This window comes from Alteromonas sp. a30 (assembly GCF_026788005.1).
In the GTDB taxonomy this organism is placed as follows: Bacteria; Pseudomonadota; Gammaproteobacteria; order Enterobacterales; family Alteromonadaceae; genus Paraneptunicella.
In genome coordinates, this window is sequence record NZ_JABEPE010000007.1 from 166503 (window position 1) to 182544 (window position 16042).

The following is a 16042-nucleotide window of genomic DNA, read 5'->3' on the forward strand; positions in this document are numbered from 1 at the left end:
GCTTTATCGTTCTTGGTTAGAGATCGGCAGGAAGCCTCTTATTGAAGTCTTCGCCAATATTTTTCGATTTCCCATTATCCTGAACCGTCAGGCATTATTTATTTGATTATGTTTGTAAATTTAAAATTGAATAGTTTACCTAGTTGTTGCCTTTGATAATTGTAGATTTGCCATTATTATTATCCAATTGTTGGTGTTCCAAGTAGTTTTCGAGCGTCTGTCAATGAGCTAAACCTCTCAACGTTAGTTAGCCTAGAGTTAAGGGGGTTGTTTTTTATATGGAGCTTTAATGAAATATTTATCAAATTTGGCCGCTATTTCAGCCATTATCGGAACTGGTTTTACGGTGGCTACCTTTTATAGTTCCGAGTCTGAAGTTATCAAGAATAACGGCGATCATTTTAAAGACGGAACTAAGCAAGTACCGGATGCGGAAGTAAGGCAGGAAATACAACTTAAATATGAAGCGGCATTAAAAATATCTTTGTATTCTGATAGAAGTTTTGCGTTAGAGAAGCTGTCTCGCAAAGCAGAAGATAGGGGAGACTTTAATATTTCCTATACAATATCAAAGTCAATCCCGCTATATGACGTTCGTAGTGATTCGCTCAAAATTTTAGCTTTAAAGGCAAAGGAAAGAGGAAATATTGAATTTGCAACAAAAGTAGCAGAGAGTATTCCAATTTACGCAATACAGAGTGAAGCGCTTCGAGCAATTAGTGAGATATAAGCTTTTTCCTTTGTTTTGTTGGATTGAAAGGCGATCAAATTTGAAAAGGTTGTTTATTTTTCTTTGTCGATAAGTCAATGACGTTAAATATTTTGATTTATATACAAATTTAGGTGCTTCTTCTAGCTTATTATTTGCGGCTAGAACCAGTTTCCCAAGCACGAGGGCGAAAGGCTTTGAAGCTAGAATCAGCACCCAACCATGAGTTAGCCATAGAAAATTGAGAGCAGACCCTCAGCCGCAGGGAAGCGGCTGTGGAGCCCCCATGGATGGGTTTACGGCGAGTCAGCGACAAATTTCTATGGCTGACTTTCACCAAAATACAGCGTCACAGGAACACTGGAATTGCTTTGAGCAAGGTGAAAGAACTTGTAGTCAGCGCAAGTTTCACAAGGCTGAATACGAAAGGTTTTGCAGCCAGTGTGGGTTTACGGCGAGTCAGCGACAAATTTCTATGGCTAACTTTCACAAAATACAGAGTCACAGGAACACTGGAATTGCTTTGAGCAAGGTGAAAGAACTTGTAGTCAGCGCAAGTTTCACAAGGCTGAATACGAAAGGTTTTGCAGCCAGTGTGGGTTTACGGCGAGTCAGCGACAAATTTCTATGGCTAACTTTCACCAGAATACAGAGTCACAGGAACACTGTAGAACAAGGCGAAGGTCGAGCGCTCAGCCATTCATCACAAGCGCATATTCAAACAGCCAACCAACACATCCTTCAGCCACTTCAACGAAGCATCATGTTCCGCATTCTCATGCCAATAAAGATGCGTTTCTATCGGTTGGGTTGCAAAAGGCAACGGCAAAACCGCCAAAGACGTTGAATTTGCCTCATGACGTTGTTCATTCAACAAATAATCTTGCGCCATACCTTGAGGCAGAGTGAGCAACAAAGACGTCTGCTGCAACATCTGCGTCGCTGCCAAATACGTCTGGCATCGCAGCGCAATATGGCGCACAAACCCTTGCTGTTGCAGCTCAAAATCTTCCATCACAATCCCAGTCGGCCGATTCGATACCGCAATATGCTCAGCCGCTAAATACACCGATTGCGAAAAAGCATCCGCTTGCCATGGCTGCTGCGCAGGGTCAAACATCACACATAACGGGTCGCTAAATAACGGCTGATGCAAAAACGGAGCGCCTAGCGGCTGGGCAATATCAATAGCGAAATCGATTTGTCCGGCGGTCATTTGGCGCTTCACCTGTTGTCGGTCCAATCCCATAAATACCCAGTTTGCCTTAGGGGCAGCCATACGGCCTTCACGAAAAACAACTGGCGCAATGAGCGGCTCAAGAGCGCGATGAATAGCAATATGAAACGTTTGTTCAGTGTTAGCAGGTTCGAAATGGGTAAATTGTTGTAAGGTTTGCCGAAGCTGATGTAAATGAGCCAACAGTTGTGGCGCTAAACGTCTGCACGCGGGGGTCGGCTGCATTTTACTGCCTTGCCGAACAAATAGCGGGTCGTTTAACGACTCTCGCAGGCGCTTTACGGCATGGCTTACCGCCGAGGGCGTGAGATTAAGCACTTGTGCAGTTTGTGTCATGTTGCGTTGTTGATAAAGGCTTTCAAATATTTTGAGCAAATTTAAATCCAGTTGTTGCATAGTTGGCCTTTATCCGTTCGTTAAATGCTTTACTCTTTGTGAATATAATTCATTATTGGGTGAGAGTATATTTCACTTCATTCATGATATAAACGCAGTAATATGACAATACGCGAATAAAATTACTAACGAGTTTGTCATGAACTTTGAGCACAGCGAACGTTGTTTAGATTATCTCTCCCAAGTAAAAGCCTTTATGCAAGAGCACATCTTTCCGGTGGAAGCGCAAATCACCCGCGAAAACCACGAAATGAATGGGCATGGCGACTGGCGTAAATGGGTGATCCATCCGCAAATCGAAGCCCTAAAAGAAAAAGCAAAAGCAGCGGGGTTATGGAACTTATTTCTGCCTGATGCCGATTTGGCGAAAGGCTTATCTTGCGTGGATTATGCGCCATTGGCCGAAGAAATGGGCAAGGTGTCGTTTGCGTCCGAAGTGTTCAACTGTAATGCGCCCGACACCGGTAATATGGAAGTCTTGTATCACTTTGGCAATGATGCGCAAAAGCAACAATGGCTAATGCCACTGTTAACGGGTGAAATACGTTCAGTATTTGGCATGACTGAGCCGGAAGTGGCGTCATCGGATGCAACGAATATGGCGTGTCGAATCGAAGAAGATGGCGATGAATTAGTGATTAATGGCCGCAAGTGGTGGACCACAGGCTTGGGGCATCCGAACGCCAAAATCGCCATCGTTATGGGGTTATCCAATCCAGATGCGGAAAAACACAGTCGTCATGCGATGGTGCTTGTGCCACTCGATACACCGGGGTTAACCGTTGAGCGTATGCTGACTGCGTGTGGCGATTACGACGCGCATTTAGGTCACGGTGAAATGCTTTTGGATAACGTACGCGTGCCAAAATCCAACCTCATTATGGGCATGGGCAAAGGTTTCGCGATTGCTCAAGGGCGTTTAGGCCCGGGTCGAATTCATCACTGTATGCGAGCCGTTGGTGCAGCCGAGCGCGCCTTGGAGTTGGCGATAAAGCGTGGTTTGTCACGTATCGCTTTTGGAAAACCCATCATTAAATTAGGCGGTAATCAGGAGCGCATTGCACAAGCTAGAATGGCCATTGACCAAGCGCGTTTATTAACGCTCAATGCGGCGTGGAAAATAGACAATCTTGGGGTAAAACACGCTATGACAGAAATCTCTGCCATTAAAGTGGTTGTTCCAAATATGCTGCAAAGCGTGGTTGATATGTCAATTCAAATGCATGGTGGCGCAGGTGTGGGAGGCGATTTGCCACTGAGTTTCTTTGCCACCATGGCGCGCACATTACGATTAGCCGATGGACCTGATGAAGTTCATATGGGCATGGTTTCCAGACTGGAGTTGAAAAAATACCAATGAAGCAAACATCCTCACCAACACGTGTATTAATTACGGGCGGCGGCTCAGGTTTAGGCAAGGCTCTGGCTTATCGATGGGCCGATGCTGGCGCAAAAGTGTGTATTGCCGACATCAACACCGAGCGTGGCGAAGCCACCATGACCGAACTGAAAAATAGCGCTGCGGATGTGCTGTTTTGTCAGTGCGATATTACTCAGCAATCTCACGTAGAAGCCCTGCGTGACACTCTGATGCAGGAGTGGGGAGGCGTTGATGTAGTTGTCAACAATGCGGGTGTTGCTACCGGCGGTTCGATTGCCGACGAGCCCATGCCGCAGTGGCAATGGGTGTTTGAAATTAATCTATTTGGCATGGTTCGCATGACCCAAGTGTTTGCGCCAATTTTTCAGCAGCAAGGCCGTGGCTATTTTCTCAATGTGGCTTCGCAAGCGGGGTTAACGCCCATGCCATTAATGGGCAGCTATTGCGCGGTGAAATCGGCGGTGGTCAGCTTTTCCGAATCGATGCGTTTAGAGTTGGTCGATGACAATATCGGTGTGAGTGTACTGTGTCCGGCGTTTTTCCGAACCAATTTGCATGAATCCATGCGTAGCGACAACCCTGTGATGCATGGCGTGGTTAACAAGCTTTTGGAGCGTGGTACGTTAACAGCCGAACAAGTCGCAGAAATGGCGTTTCAGGGCGTACAGAAGGGTGAGTTTATGATACAAACTCACAAAGAAGGTCGGCGTGCAACACGGTTGCGCCGTTGGTTGCCGCAATCATGGTATTTACGCATGATGGAAAAACAAACATCGAAGTTCAGAGAAAAAGGTGGCCGCACTAAGTCCGTTAAAAAGGCTGTTAAATAAACATATTCAAACACGATAAATATAGCGAGTAGATAAAGCATGAGTAGCGCAGCGCCAACAGCGGATACCAAGCAAAACAACACAGGAAAAGGCGTATTGGATAAAGCCGGCCAAGTTCGCGTAGGTGAAGAGTTAGATATTGACGCCGTCAACTATTGGCTGAAACAAACGATGCAAGGCAGCGATTACGACTTTAGCGAGTTGCCTAACGTCACCCAGTATTCTGGTGGTGCGTCGAACTGGACTTACTGCTTGGCTTATCCCAAATTCGAGCTGATTTTACGTCGTGCGCCCACTGGCACCAAAGCCGAAGGCGCGCACAATATGGGGCGTGAATACCGTATTCAAAAGTCGTTAAAGCCGCATTATCATTACGTACCAACCATGCTGGCTTGCTGCGATGATGCCTCTGTTATTGGTACTGAATTTTACGTGATGGAAAAACTTAGCGGAGTGATCCCACGTAAGAATTTGCCACGCGATTTAAAAACCGATGAAGCTAGCATTCGAGCGATGTGTCGCGCGGTTTTAGATTGTTTAATTGAATTACATAGCGTGGATTACGAAGCCGCCGGCCTCGGGCATTTGGGCAAAGGTAGCGGCTATGCGCAGCGTCAAATTGACGGCTGGGTAGGACGCTATCAAAAAGCGAAAACATGGAATGTACCGTCAGGGCGCTACGTGATTCAATGGCTACAAAATAACATGCCACAAAAAGAGCGTATTTGCTTGATCCACAACGATTTTCGCTTCGATAACGCAGTGTTAAACCCAGACGATTTAAGCGAAGTTCGCGGCATTTTAGATTGGGAAATGGCAACCCTTGGTGATCCTCTTATGGATTTAGGTAACACCCTCGCGTATTGGGTGCAAGCTGACGATGACGTTATGTCGCAAATGGTACGCCGACAGCCTACGCACTTAAAAGGTATGATGACGCGCGACGAGGTGGTGACATATTACTGCGACAAAATGAATGTGCCTAAAGGCGACTTCACCTTTTATGAAGTCTACGGCTTGTTTCGTTTAGCGGTGATTGTGCAGCAGATTTACTATCGTTATCACCATAAACAAACCCGAAACCCGGCATATAAGCACTTTTGGGTGTTTGTTCATTACTTGTTGTGGCGAGCAAAACGCGTCATTAAAAACAAGAGCTAAATCTCCGTAGGTGACTGATAATTAAAAAGAAGTGCTAATTAAGCGAGGAAATTAATGGCAAGCGTGTATTTGATCCGTCACGGGCAGGCAAGTTTTGGTGATGATGACTATGACAAGCTCTCAAGTTTGGGGGAAGTGCAAGCGCGTTTGGTGGGTGAAAGCTTGCGCGCAAAAATGGCGCGGCCTTCACGTATTTTGACTGGCACCATGTTGCGTCATCAACAAACGGCACAACAGGCGTTAGCAGCGTTTGCTCAAGATGACGTGGATTTGCCTGAACCAGTTTCTCAAGCATGCTGGAACGAATACGCACACCAAGAAATTCTGGGTGCATATGATACGCGTTTTGCCACGGCAGCAGGTATAAAAGCGCATTTGCAGCACAGCTCTCACCCAGAAAAAACCTTCTTAAACTTATTTAATGCCGCAGTGGCTCGCTGGATGAGCGGCGAGCATGATACTGACTATAGCGAAACATGGTTACAATTTACCGCTCGATTACAGTCTGGGATACAGAGCGTTATTGCCGATTTGCAGGCCAAAGAAAACGTGCTTATTTTTACCTCCGGTGGTCCTATTTCTTATTTGGCGCAGTCTTATTTAGGCGTGCCTAAAGAAAACCTAATGCAAATGAATTGGACCTTGGTTAACACTGGCATCACCAAGTTGATTCGAAGCCGCCAAGGTGTATTTGTGGCATCACTCAATGAGCACAGCATTTTTGAAAAACCTGAAAATCAGCACTGTATTTCCTACAAATAATCATTCAATTATGGCGTTAATATCTGCATAAAGCTGATTTAGATGCGCCTTCACGCGTTTGCTAAACCGCCCTGCATGAATAAAGGCGTGGGAACAATCAGTTAAGTGTTGATGTTGCAGTGTAATACCGTTTTCTTGCAGCTTTTTGGCGTAGGCAAAGCTGTCATCTCGTAAAATATCAAACTCACAAGAATAGAGCACGGTAGGAACGGTGTTAGCCATTTCATCGTTTAGTAAAATACTGACGTCGGTGCGGCTGATTTCGCTTGCCGAGTTGAATAACGCTGCACGAAATCTATGAAGCATGTGGGTGCTAAAGATGAGCCCGGTACCATGTTCTTTTACTGAAGCACTGATGGCACGAAAATCAAAAATAGGATAAAGCAATACCTGAAAATCAGGTTGTGTAGTGATGCTTGTAGGCAAATCGTGTTGAAGTCCAGGTGTGCTGCACATCGCTGCCAAGTAACCACCGAAGCTATCGCCACTGACGCCAATTTTATGCGGTTCTGAGCCTGCTCCGAGAGCCAGTTCTTGCTGGTTGCTGGTAATCCAGTTCACAGCGTCGATGGCGTCACAAATTGGCGTTGGAAAAGTCACTTCGGGGGCAAGTCGGTAAGCCACAGAAATGACATTAATATTGCTGTTTTTAGCAATTTGTCGGCAAAGTGCATCGTGCGTATCTATGTCACCAATGATGCAGCCGCCACCATGGAAAAATACCAAAGTTGCTTTTGGCGTATCGCCTGAAGATGAGGGTTTATAGATGCGAGCAGGAATGTTTGTTGCGCTTCCCGTTTTCTTATCTGTGCTCGGTATTGGAATGTGGAAGTCGCGGGTGTTGATGCTTTCATCTTTAGGCAAGCCAAAGAGTTTTTCCAAAAGCAGATAGTTTTTGCGCATGACAGGCATAGAAAACGTATGCATGGCTGGGCCTAGCGAGATGAGTTTACAAATACCTCGCTGAACAGGATCGAGCTCACTTCTATCGGCACGGCTTAGAAATCGAATCGCTGGCTTACGAATAAACGAGGGAAGCGCATGACAGGCGTAGTACAAGGCGGAAAAGCGTTTGCTCACAGGCACATGAGTACGCTTTGACTGAATGCTATTGAATACTGCTTGAGCTACCTCTTCTGGGCCTAAGTCGACACCCATGCGATCAATAATCGCCGGTTTGGTGCTTTGCTGACTCACTAATGCGGTGTCAACGAATGGAGGCATCATATCTAATATTCGAATGCCGTAGTTCTCCCATTCAATTTGTAAGGACTCGGTGAGTGATTGCACTGCGGATTTTGACGCTGCATAACTGGAAAATTGGGGAATTCCATACAAGGTGCTGGCGGAAGCCATGTTGATTACGGTAGCGTCTTCGGCTGCGCGCAAATAGGGAAAAGCCGCCATTAAGAGGTTGATGGTGCCGTTCACATTCACGTTAATGGTTGCGTGATGCTGTTCAATCGAAAGTGCTTCAAAATTCCCGAGGTGCATAATGCCGGCGTTGTTGTGCAGTGCGCGAAGTCGTCCCGATGTACGTTGGCAAAAATCACTCAAGGCCGCTTGCACTTGTTGGTAATCGGTGACATCGACTTGGGCGCAAAATACGCGTTTTTTATCCCAGCCTTCGGTATTGCTTTTTAGGCTGTCAATGTCAATGTCGACTAAACCTACGCTCCAGCCTTGTTGATAAAATGCGTTTGCAGTTGCTTTACCAATACCGGTAGCTGCGCCAGTAATAAATATATTTTTGAGCTCCATAAGGGTTTTTCCTTAGCGTGAAAACCTAATTTGAACGTGTGCTACTGGTGTTGATGAGCAAGTCATCCATTTTCAGGTTTGACATATATTGTTCGTAGTGTCCCCAAGTATAGGGCCATAAAATCGGGCGACCTGATTGGTCTAGATACCAGCTATTGCAGCCGCTGGTCCAAGTACTGTCTTTCATACCTACTTGAATATAATCGATGAATGCTTTCACCGCTTGCGGCTTGGGTTCAATACTTTCAAACTCGCGACGACGCCATTTTTCAATTAGCTTCATGACGTAATCTGCCTGTACTTCGCTCATGGCAATTACCGAGAAGTTACTAATGGGAGTAAAGGGGCCGAGCATGAGGAAAAAGTTCGGAAAATCAGGGAGTAAGATAGAACGATAGGCGTCGATTTTATCTTTCCATGCGGTATCAATGTGTAAGCCATTTTTCCCGGTGAGATTCATCGGTCGCATAAAATTAAATGGCTGAAAACCGGTAGAAAGCACCAGTACGTCTAAATCGTGATGTTTCCCATCTTTGGTGCGAATGCCAGTTTCGGTAATTTCTTCAATGCCTTCGGTGATGAGGTGCGCGTTAGGCTTCTGAATCGCAGGATAAAAGGTGCTGTTCACGATAACGCGCTTGCAGCCTATTTGGTAATCGGGTGTCAGCTTTTTGCGTAGCGCTTTGTTTTTAACATTGAGTTTCAGGTTAAGTTTGCAGCCTAAATTGAGTAAGGTCTGTTGCACTTTGTGCCCTGCAATGGCTTTGTTGAAAAAGTGAGTCATGGTCATGCGTCCATACCAACGATTAAGGCGCAACAACCAGCGATGACGTTTCAGCAAGCGCTTTTCCCTATCGGAAATGTGCCTGTCGGGGAGGGGAATAATCCATTGCGGCGTGCGCTGAAAGACGTTCACATCCGCGCCAGTTTCGACCAATTTAGGAATGCACTGAGCCGCAGTGGAACCCGTGCCAATAATGCCTACCTTGGTGTTGGCATCAATGTTAACTGAATGGTCCCATTGCGCGGTATGGAATTGTTTACCTTGAAAGCGCTCCAAACCCTTAATTTGGGGAAATGCGGGATGATGCAAAATGCCGGTGGCACAAATGAAAAAGTCGGCCACATAATGCTGGTTTTTCGCACTTTGTATGTGCCATTGATGATTATTGAAGTGGGCATCGGTAACAGCTTCATTGAAATGGATCAGTGGCGTAATCTGGTATTTTTCAGCAACATGCTCGAAGTAACTCTGAATTTCCGCACCTTCGGCGAAAAAGTGGCTCCAATTTGGATTTAATTCAAAGGAATAGGTGTAAAAATGTGCAGGCACATCACAGGCAACGCCGGGGTAGGTATTTTCTCGCCAAGTGCCGCCTAATTTGTCTCGTTTTTCCAAAATGACAATGTCTTTTATGCCAGCCTTAAGCAAACGAATCGCCATTAGAATACCCGTCATACCTGCGCCAGCAATAACGACTTTGGGTTGGCGCTCAATCGATTTTGTTGACATCGATTCCTTTTCCCACTTCATTCATCGAAGGCATCAGGTTAATCTTTTATCTATTCAACTGCCAGTGCTTGTTAATGATTTGTAAATGTTTTGGCTTGTGTTGATAGAAGATATTGCCGTTCGAATTCACTCACTCTGCAATTTGAGCTTGTGCGAGGGCAGGGGTTAAAATGTCGCTGAGTTGCTTTGCTTCGGCTTTGCTTTGAGTGATGTATTCAATACGCGAGTCGTCACTTTCATCTAGCTCCATGCAGGAAAGCACCGCATCCGCCTTGTTAAAGCCAAAAATGCCTCTTTCCGTAATAAATACCGCTTTAATGCGCTCGGCGTCTACATGATTCAGGATGTCCATTATCTTGTAAAAGTTAAATACATTGTTTGGCGGGAAAGTCCATCCATTGGAATAGAAGGTTTGTTCAGCATTGTTGGTAAAGTCTGAAGCGGTAAACAGGGAGCCTACTTTAAACGGGCTGGGTGACTGTTTGGAAAGCGCGCGTAGGTTTAAGGTCTTATTGGTGGCTTGTGGCGAAATTGAAGAGGATGTCTTTTGATGTTTAGGCTCAAGCCAATCCGCTTGCAATTGACCGTGTTCAACTACAGAAACTGGGGTGTCAGCAAGGTTCAGAGAACGCAAATAGGCGTGTAATTCGGGTAAATGGTGGGCCTGATATTGGTCGGCTTTGGCTGCAATAATATGGTCCGCTGCGCTCAATTGATCTTGAAAAGTGGGGTGAGTGGCATAGCGTTCGATACTGACTTTTCTGGCATCGACCAAAGTGAGTGTGGCACGTAAATCGATGAGGTCGTGATAGTGCGGCTCATTCAACGATTTAAGCATTTCCTTCGGATGCCCAATGCCGGTGGGTTCAATAATGAGTCTATCTGGTTTGGCTTTGGCAATAAGCTGGTTAAGCGCTATTTGCATGGGTAAACCCGAGGTACAGCACATGCAACCACCGGGAACTTCCTTCACAAATATTTGGGCCTCGGACGCATTGTCGCGGCCTGTTGAGCCTTTATGAATAGCCCCGTCAATGCCAACCTCTCCAAATTCATTGACCAAAATCGCCCAACGTTCATTAGTTGGTTTGTGTTGCAGCAAATGTTGAATAGCGGTGGTTTTTCCTACGCCTAAGAAGCCAGTAATCATGTTGGTTTTAATTGAGTTGATGGGCGAGGTGGTCTGACTTTGTTTCATGATTAATGTCTGGCTCCAATTTGATAATAGGCGATGTGGCTTAAGTACCATCCATCATAATAATGCTATTGTTATATTATAACAATTTGCGAGAACGAGCAGAGCTCCTGCACTAAGTGATTCATCGTCTGCAATCAACAAGGCGAGATACGCCGATAGCATTTGACCATAGCTTCAACCTGCGTTGGATTAAACAAATGACTTAATCACTTGTGCAAATTGCTGAGGCTGCTCAAGTGGCAACATGTGCCCACTGCTAGCGGCTTTAACGAACCGTATAGTAGGGGCCCGTTGTTGTAAGCGCTGCATCCATTGGGTATCGATAAGCGGATCGTTTTCAGCATAATACAACTGTACAGGACACGTTAGGGCGTGCAATCCAGAAGATAAATCTTCTCGCTCGGTAGTGTGGCGATACTGGCTTAGCAAGGTTTCTTCTCCAGAATCAGCGTCCATCTTTTGCAGAATATCGAAGAAACGCTCGGTCTGATTTTCTGGCGCTAATAACCCAGCCAAACGGTTCCGTGGTGTGCCTTTGTAGCCATGTTGTTCAATCAGCTTCATAGCAGAACAACGTTGCGATACCTCTGCTTCTGGGAGTTGAGTCGGGCTGTTTGACACTAAGGTTAGGCTTGCAACGGCATGTGGATACCGAATCGCAAAATCGGCGGCAATATACGCCCCAAGCGAGAAGCCAACTAAGTTCAGCATTTGGTTTGGATGTTGCTCAAGGAGCTGTTGTGCAATCTGTGAGAAATTAAGGTGGTTAGGAATACTGAGGTCAATAAGCTGATACGCATCTTGCAACAAAGGTCGAGCCTGTTGCCACAGCAATGGTGTACATAACGTGCCAGGTAATAAGTGAAGTTTTTTCATTTCAATGTTGTAAGGATTTTATTTGGTGTTAAGACTAGGTACTCTTGGTCGTGAATACAATCACTCAGTCAGCATTAACGGGAAAGGTTTATGGGTAGCATTCTCATGCCTTATGTTGCTAAAGCAATATCCAGCAACAAGGTGAAGCAGTTCAAATATCAGGTCCAAAAGTTCAAACGAGTGGTATCGCGTAAACCGCCAACCCTAGATATCTTCTTACGTATTGATGATCCCTACAGCTTTCTTTTGGTACAAGTGCTGCCTGCCTTTTTGCATCGCTTTGCGATTGAGGCGCGTTTTCACACGTTATTGGAAGTTCAGCAGGATATGTATCCCGCGTTGGACATGTGGCGCGAATACGCATTAAAAGATGCGTCACACCTTGCTCGTTTGTATGAGCTTGATTATCCCTTCGAGTGGTTGAGCATGACACAAGCGCCATCAACGCTATCTTTTTCTCGTGATTTGCTTGAACAAGCTAGCGCTCGTTTGTTGCAAGCAGAAGCGTCGGATACCTATTTAAACGTGGCGAAACGGGTATTTTGCGAGGTGTGGTTGAAACAGACATTGTCAGATTTGCCAAGCGTCTCCTTTGCTGATTTATCGGAAAAACGGCATAGCAACGAACAGTTGTTAAAGCGCAAAGGGCATTATTTCGGGGCCATGATGTATTTTGAAGGCGAGTGGTATTGGGGAATAGATCGCCTCGATCATTTGGAGCAGCGTTTGATTGACGCAGGTTTAACCCAGTTTCCCCAAGACAAAGTACGATTCAATTTAACTTATCGAGATTTCTGCCAAACACCAGCGCCTTCGAATGAAAAACAGGCCAGTCACAATAGGCTACCGTTGACGATCTATTGGTCGGCACGTAGCCCGTATTCTTACCTTGGTTTATTAAGAGCGGTAGCGCTTGCTGAGCATTATCAATTGCCTTTAGAAGTGAAGCCTGTATTGCCCATGATGATGCGGGGAATGCATGTACCGCAAAATAAGAAAATGTATATCTTCCACGATGCAAAACGCGAAGCGGACAAATTTGGTATTCCTTATGGATTCATTGGCGATCCTTTGGGTCCCGCCGTAGAGCGATGCTACGCCTTGTTAAATTACGCAAGAGCGGAAGATAAATTACTGCCTTTTCTTCTTAGCTTTGCCAAAGCCGTAAATAGCGAGGGAATAAGGGCTGAAACTGATAAGGGGATGCAGCGAATCTTATCTCGATGCGGGTTGTCGTGGAGCGCTGCTCAAGCACACATTAACGGAACACATTGGAAAGCAGAAGTGGAAGATAATCTCAATGAAATGATGCAAATCGGGTGTTGGGGCGTCCCCAGCTTTCGCTATGGCGAGTTAATACTCTGGGGACAAGACCGACTCGGTATTTTGGAGCATCATATTCAAAAAAACACTTCTACACCGCGCTGATATTAATTACAAAGCCTTCGCTCACAGGGCTTGCCGTCATTGTCGCCATCAATTTTAACATTGGGACAATGATTCAAATAAAACAGGGCTTCCTCGCAGGAATTCATATCGCTGCAATATTGTTTGCCTTCACAGCGAAATTGGCTGTTTTGCTGCGCCCTGTAAGATGAAGCGTCTTGATTTGAAAATTGGGGAGCAAGCGATGGGCGAGGTTGGTTGTTTACACCGCTATTCACAGATAAGTAGTCTTCGCTTTCTTGCGGGGCTTGGGTTGGCTGAATAATCGGGGAGATAAGCTCCATATAAACCCAGATTAACAGGGGTAACAACACGGTTCCGAAAGTAATAAGGGGACTGGGACCGAACCCTGAAGTTTTGCTGTGAACACCAATTAAGGCGGCGCGCACAGCCGTTGGTTTCGGGGTTGAAATATCTAAATCGAACTCAACCACATCGCCTACTTTGGGGCGTCGATCCCCCCTTTTAAACTTGGATATATGGATGAACACTTCTTTTTCGTGTTCCGCGCTTTTGATAAAACCAAATCCTCGGTTGTCTTCCCAACGCACAATTTTGCCTTTCATTCAGCTCGTCCTGCCCTTTACTTTCACTTAATCAGAAAAGACCTAATATTTACTATTTTAAGGTCTTTTTTATAACCTAATTAATGAGGATTCTAGCCTTGAATGAAAGGAAATGAAAATTTAATTGCAAAAGAGAATACAATGGATCTCGTTGGAATAAAAAGTGCCCGGAATGAGATTTTTAACGCCATTCAACGCGATTGCGACCAGCGTGTTTAGCTGCATATAAGGCTTCATCCGCTGTCTTAATCACATTTTGACCAATATATTGATTGTGACTAGCAATGGATATACCAAATGAGGCCGTTATATTTGGTACGTGTTTGCTTGAGCGTTCGCCACTGCGTAACTCTACAGCTTTACGAAGATGTTCTGTAATATCCAGAGCCTCGGTTAAGCTGGTTTCCGGTAATACCAAAACAAACTCTTCTCCACCGTAGCGCGCAAAAATATCATTGCAGCGAATACGGTGATTAATAATATGAGCGATCTTTTTAAGCATATTATCGCCAATAATATGACCAAAATTATCGTTGACCTGTTTGAAGTGGTCGATGTCCATTAATACCACAGCCATGTCGCATTCACGCTCTTTGCAGCGGCGCATTTCTAGCTCAAAGTATTCCTCGAACGCGCCTCGATTCATAATGCCTGTTAAACCGTCGAGCTTGGCAATGTCTTTTAGTTTGGCATTGGCCTCTTCCAATTCATAAGTCACTTGTGAAATGAAGTGCATCAAGCGCGTCATAGCTTTAGAGCCATGCTCTGATTTCACCGCTTTTTCAGCTTTTTCATATCGAGATTCTTTATCTAGCAGTGTTTCTTTGATGGCAACCACTACAAAGGCGGTATTAAGTACATTGGTTTCACTAGACAAGTTAGCGTACTCGCCGTAGGTGAAAAAGCCCGCTGTAGGCGCAAGCGCTTCAAATGGTTGTAGTTCCGTGCCAATATCCTCACCTAAATAGATGCGGCGACAACCACAAGAGAACAGATAAAGACCATCAGGAGAAAAGTTGGAGAGCTGTTCAACCGATTGGTTCACTTCATCAAAGATGACATTAATATCACCATAACCGAAACGCACTAAATCGCCTTGTTCAACGTCAGCTAAAAAGGCAAGGCTATCTTCTGCTTCCGAGTAAACGGGCGCACGTGCAAAACTTTTATCGCCGCGTTCTATCATCAGCGGGAAGCTAAGAATATCGGTGAATATTTCATCTTCAATTTTGCCAATATAATGCTGATATAGCTGTTTTGCGGGCTTGTGATCAATTTCATAGATCACGTTATCATCGGCTTTTGTCACTTCCATTCTAGGACCAAAAGGGATCCACCCCTGCAAACTATGAACAGCAATTTCTAGGTCATCGCCAGAGAGGATGGCGATTGCCACGCCCGAAGAGGAAAACTCAGTATTGTTAAAGACGAGCGTATATTCTTTTGCGAAATAATCGCCAGCACCACCTCCAAAAATGGGAATATTCCCTGCACCGTTTTGTACGCCAATCATAAAGTCGTTGCAGTCTACGGCAATGGCATTAGCAAGAATAATCATCCCTTTTGCATGAGGATAACGTTCCGAAACATAGACGCCGAATTCTTCACCTGTTTTAAGCTCGTCGGTGCCGTTTAAACTGACTAAATGTGAAGCAACCTCAGAGGTTTCGAATTGGGAAATGGAAATGACCGTTGTCTTTTCAAGTAACTTACCTCGGCTAATTTCGCCGTTCGTGCTGCAACCAATAATGTTAGCGTTAGGAATATGCTGATGAATCACATTGGAAATTTGCAATAGGGTATTTTGAACTGTGCTATGAGAAAACACTTGAACGAGAAACTCACCTTCCATCGAGGCCAGCGATTCTAATTGCTGCGCCATAGAAGGCGAGAGTTGCTCGATATCCTGTATTTCAAATGATAAGTGCTGCATAAAATGCCCTGCTATTGCTAAGACTAATACTGCCGTGATTAAGTCACTCGGGACGGCGATTGGTTACAACACCCATCTTAAGCGTAATGCATCGAATGGATGTGTCTTGAAGGTTATTATATTTACCTGTTTGGGAGACTTTAACAGCATTTTGCTAAAAGTGTAAAGGCGATGGGTGTTGTTTGTTTACCGAATTGGTTATGTGTAGGAATACACAAATCACGGCGTTTTATAGGAGTTTATTAGTATTTTATTATTAATAACAGTAGGTTG

The 16042-nt window shown here is 45.1% G+C and carries 13 protein-coding genes; 6 read left to right on the plus strand and 7 right to left on the minus strand.

The genetic code is table 11. The features are described 5' to 3' along the window. The first annotated feature begins 289 nt into the window (after positions 1 to 289). On the plus strand, positions 290 to 730 hold the full coding sequence (locus tag HJG39_RS09150) for a hypothetical protein (RefSeq protein WP_268408637.1): 441 nt from the start codon (positions 290 to 292) through the stop codon (positions 728 to 730). 682 nt (positions 731 to 1412) lie between these two features. On the opposite strand, the gene HJG39_RS09155 is transcribed toward HJG39_RS09150, so the two are convergent. Continuing rightward, positions 1413 to 2342, minus strand: a complete 930-nt coding sequence (locus HJG39_RS09155) for a LysR family transcriptional regulator (protein ID WP_268408639.1) — start codon at positions 2340 to 2342, stop codon at positions 1413 to 1415. 139 nt (positions 2343 to 2481) lie between these two features. Between HJG39_RS09155 and HJG39_RS09160 the strand changes: the two genes are divergently transcribed. The 4 genes from HJG39_RS09160 to HJG39_RS09175 are packed head-to-tail and all read left to right on the plus strand — an operon-like array spanning position 2482 to position 6476. Continuing rightward, a complete protein-coding gene (locus HJG39_RS09160; RefSeq protein WP_268408641.1) occupies positions 2482 to 3702 on the plus strand; it encodes an acyl-CoA dehydrogenase family protein in 1221 nt (406 codons plus the stop codon). Continuing rightward, positions 3699 to 4553: an SDR family oxidoreductase gene (locus HJG39_RS09165; RefSeq protein WP_268408642.1), complete on the plus strand. Its 855-nt coding sequence runs from the start codon at positions 3699 to 3701 to the stop codon at positions 4551 to 4553. The genes HJG39_RS09160 and HJG39_RS09165 overlap by 4 nt, the downstream gene beginning before the upstream one ends. A 39-nt stretch (positions 4554 to 4592) precedes the next feature. Continuing rightward, positions 4593 to 5714 (plus strand): phosphotransferase family protein, encoded by a 1122-nt coding sequence (locus HJG39_RS09170; protein WP_268408643.1) that lies wholly within the window; start codon positions 4593 to 4595, stop codon positions 5712 to 5714. Between the two features lie 54 nt (positions 5715 to 5768). After that, positions 5769 to 6476 carry a histidine phosphatase family protein gene (locus HJG39_RS09175; RefSeq protein WP_268408644.1) on the plus strand — a complete coding sequence of 236 codons (708 nt, stop codon included), beginning with the start codon at positions 5769 to 5771 and terminating at the stop codon, positions 6474 to 6476. Here the strand turns inward: HJG39_RS09175 and HJG39_RS09180 are convergent, their stop codons facing one another. The 4 genes from HJG39_RS09180 to HJG39_RS09195 form a co-directional block, all read right to left on the minus strand. Next, positions 6477 to 8237 (minus strand): SDR family oxidoreductase, encoded by a 1761-nt coding sequence (locus HJG39_RS09180; protein ID WP_268408645.1) that lies wholly within the window; start codon positions 8235 to 8237, stop codon positions 6477 to 6479. A gap of 25 nt (positions 8238 to 8262) precedes the next feature. After that, positions 8263 to 9750, minus strand: a complete 1488-nt coding sequence (locus HJG39_RS09185) for a flavin-containing monooxygenase (RefSeq protein WP_268408646.1) — start codon at positions 9748 to 9750, stop codon at positions 8263 to 8265. A 130-nt stretch (positions 9751 to 9880) separates the two neighbouring features. Beyond that, a complete protein-coding gene (locus tag HJG39_RS09190) occupies positions 9881 to 10948 on the minus strand; it encodes a CobW family GTP-binding protein (RefSeq protein ID WP_268408647.1) in 1068 nt (355 codons plus the stop codon). Positions 10949 to 11137: 189 nt separating this feature from the next. Next, on the minus strand, positions 11138 to 11824 hold the full coding sequence (locus tag HJG39_RS09195) for an alpha/beta fold hydrolase (RefSeq protein ID WP_268408648.1): 687 nt from the start codon (positions 11822 to 11824) through the stop codon (positions 11138 to 11140). A 90-nt stretch (positions 11825 to 11914) separates the two neighbouring features. On the opposite strand from HJG39_RS09195, the gene HJG39_RS09200 reads away from it, so the two are divergent. After that, the gene (locus HJG39_RS09200; RefSeq protein ID WP_268408649.1) at positions 11915 to 13252 is read left to right on the plus strand and encodes a DsbA family protein; all 1338 of its coding nucleotides are present in this window, start codon (positions 11915 to 11917) and stop codon (positions 13250 to 13252) included. A gap of 2 nt (positions 13253 to 13254) precedes the next feature. Here HJG39_RS09200 and HJG39_RS09205 read toward each other — a convergent pair whose 3' ends face one another. Continuing rightward, a complete protein-coding gene (locus HJG39_RS09205; RefSeq protein ID WP_268408651.1) occupies positions 13255 to 13836 on the minus strand; it encodes a cold shock domain-containing protein in 582 nt (193 codons plus the stop codon). Between the two features lie 181 nt (positions 13837 to 14017). Next, complete coding sequence (locus tag HJG39_RS09210) at positions 14018 to 15769, minus strand: sensor domain-containing diguanylate cyclase (RefSeq protein WP_268408653.1); 1752 nt, start codon at positions 15767 to 15769, stop codon at positions 14018 to 14020. Positions 15770 to 16042 lie beyond the last annotated feature (273 nt).

What these genes read in the sequence shown, in the direction of transcription:
- HJG39_RS09150 (WP_268408637.1), top strand. Translation starts at nt 290, where the DNA reads ATGAAATATTTATCAAATTTGGCCGCTATTTCAGCCATTATCGGAACT.
- HJG39_RS09155 (WP_268408639.1), bottom strand. Translation starts at nt 2,342, where the DNA reads ATGCAACAACTGGATTTAAATTTGCTCAAAATATTTGAAAGCCTTTAT.
- HJG39_RS09160 (WP_268408641.1), top strand. Translation starts at nt 2,482, where the DNA reads ATGAACTTTGAGCACAGCGAACGTTGTTTAGATTATCTCTCCCAAGTA.
- HJG39_RS09165 (WP_268408642.1), top strand. Translation starts at nt 3,699, where the DNA reads ATGAAGCAAACATCCTCACCAACACGTGTATTAATTACGGGCGGCGGC.
- HJG39_RS09170 (WP_268408643.1), top strand. Translation starts at nt 4,593, where the DNA reads ATGAGTAGCGCAGCGCCAACAGCGGATACCAAGCAAAACAACACAGGA.
- HJG39_RS09175 (WP_268408644.1), top strand. Translation starts at nt 5,769, where the DNA reads ATGGCAAGCGTGTATTTGATCCGTCACGGGCAGGCAAGTTTTGGTGAT.
- HJG39_RS09180 (WP_268408645.1), bottom strand. Translation starts at nt 8,237, where the DNA reads ATGGAGCTCAAAAATATATTTATTACTGGCGCAGCTACCGGTATTGGT.
- HJG39_RS09185 (WP_268408646.1), bottom strand. Translation starts at nt 9,750, where the DNA reads ATGTCAACAAAATCGATTGAGCGCCAACCCAAAGTCGTTATTGCTGGC.
- HJG39_RS09190 (WP_268408647.1), bottom strand. Translation starts at nt 10,948, where the DNA reads ATGAAACAAAGTCAGACCACCTCGCCCATCAACTCAATTAAAACCAAC.
- HJG39_RS09195 (WP_268408648.1), bottom strand. Translation starts at nt 11,824, where the DNA reads ATGAAAAAACTTCACTTATTACCTGGCACGTTATGTACACCATTGCTG.
- HJG39_RS09200 (WP_268408649.1), top strand. Translation starts at nt 11,915, where the DNA reads ATGGGTAGCATTCTCATGCCTTATGTTGCTAAAGCAATATCCAGCAAC.
- HJG39_RS09205 (WP_268408651.1), bottom strand. Translation starts at nt 13,836, where the DNA reads ATGAAAGGCAAAATTGTGCGTTGGGAAGACAACCGAGGATTTGGTTTT.
- HJG39_RS09210 (WP_268408653.1), bottom strand. Translation starts at nt 15,769, where the DNA reads ATGCAGCACTTATCATTTGAAATACAGGATATCGAGCAACTCTCGCCT.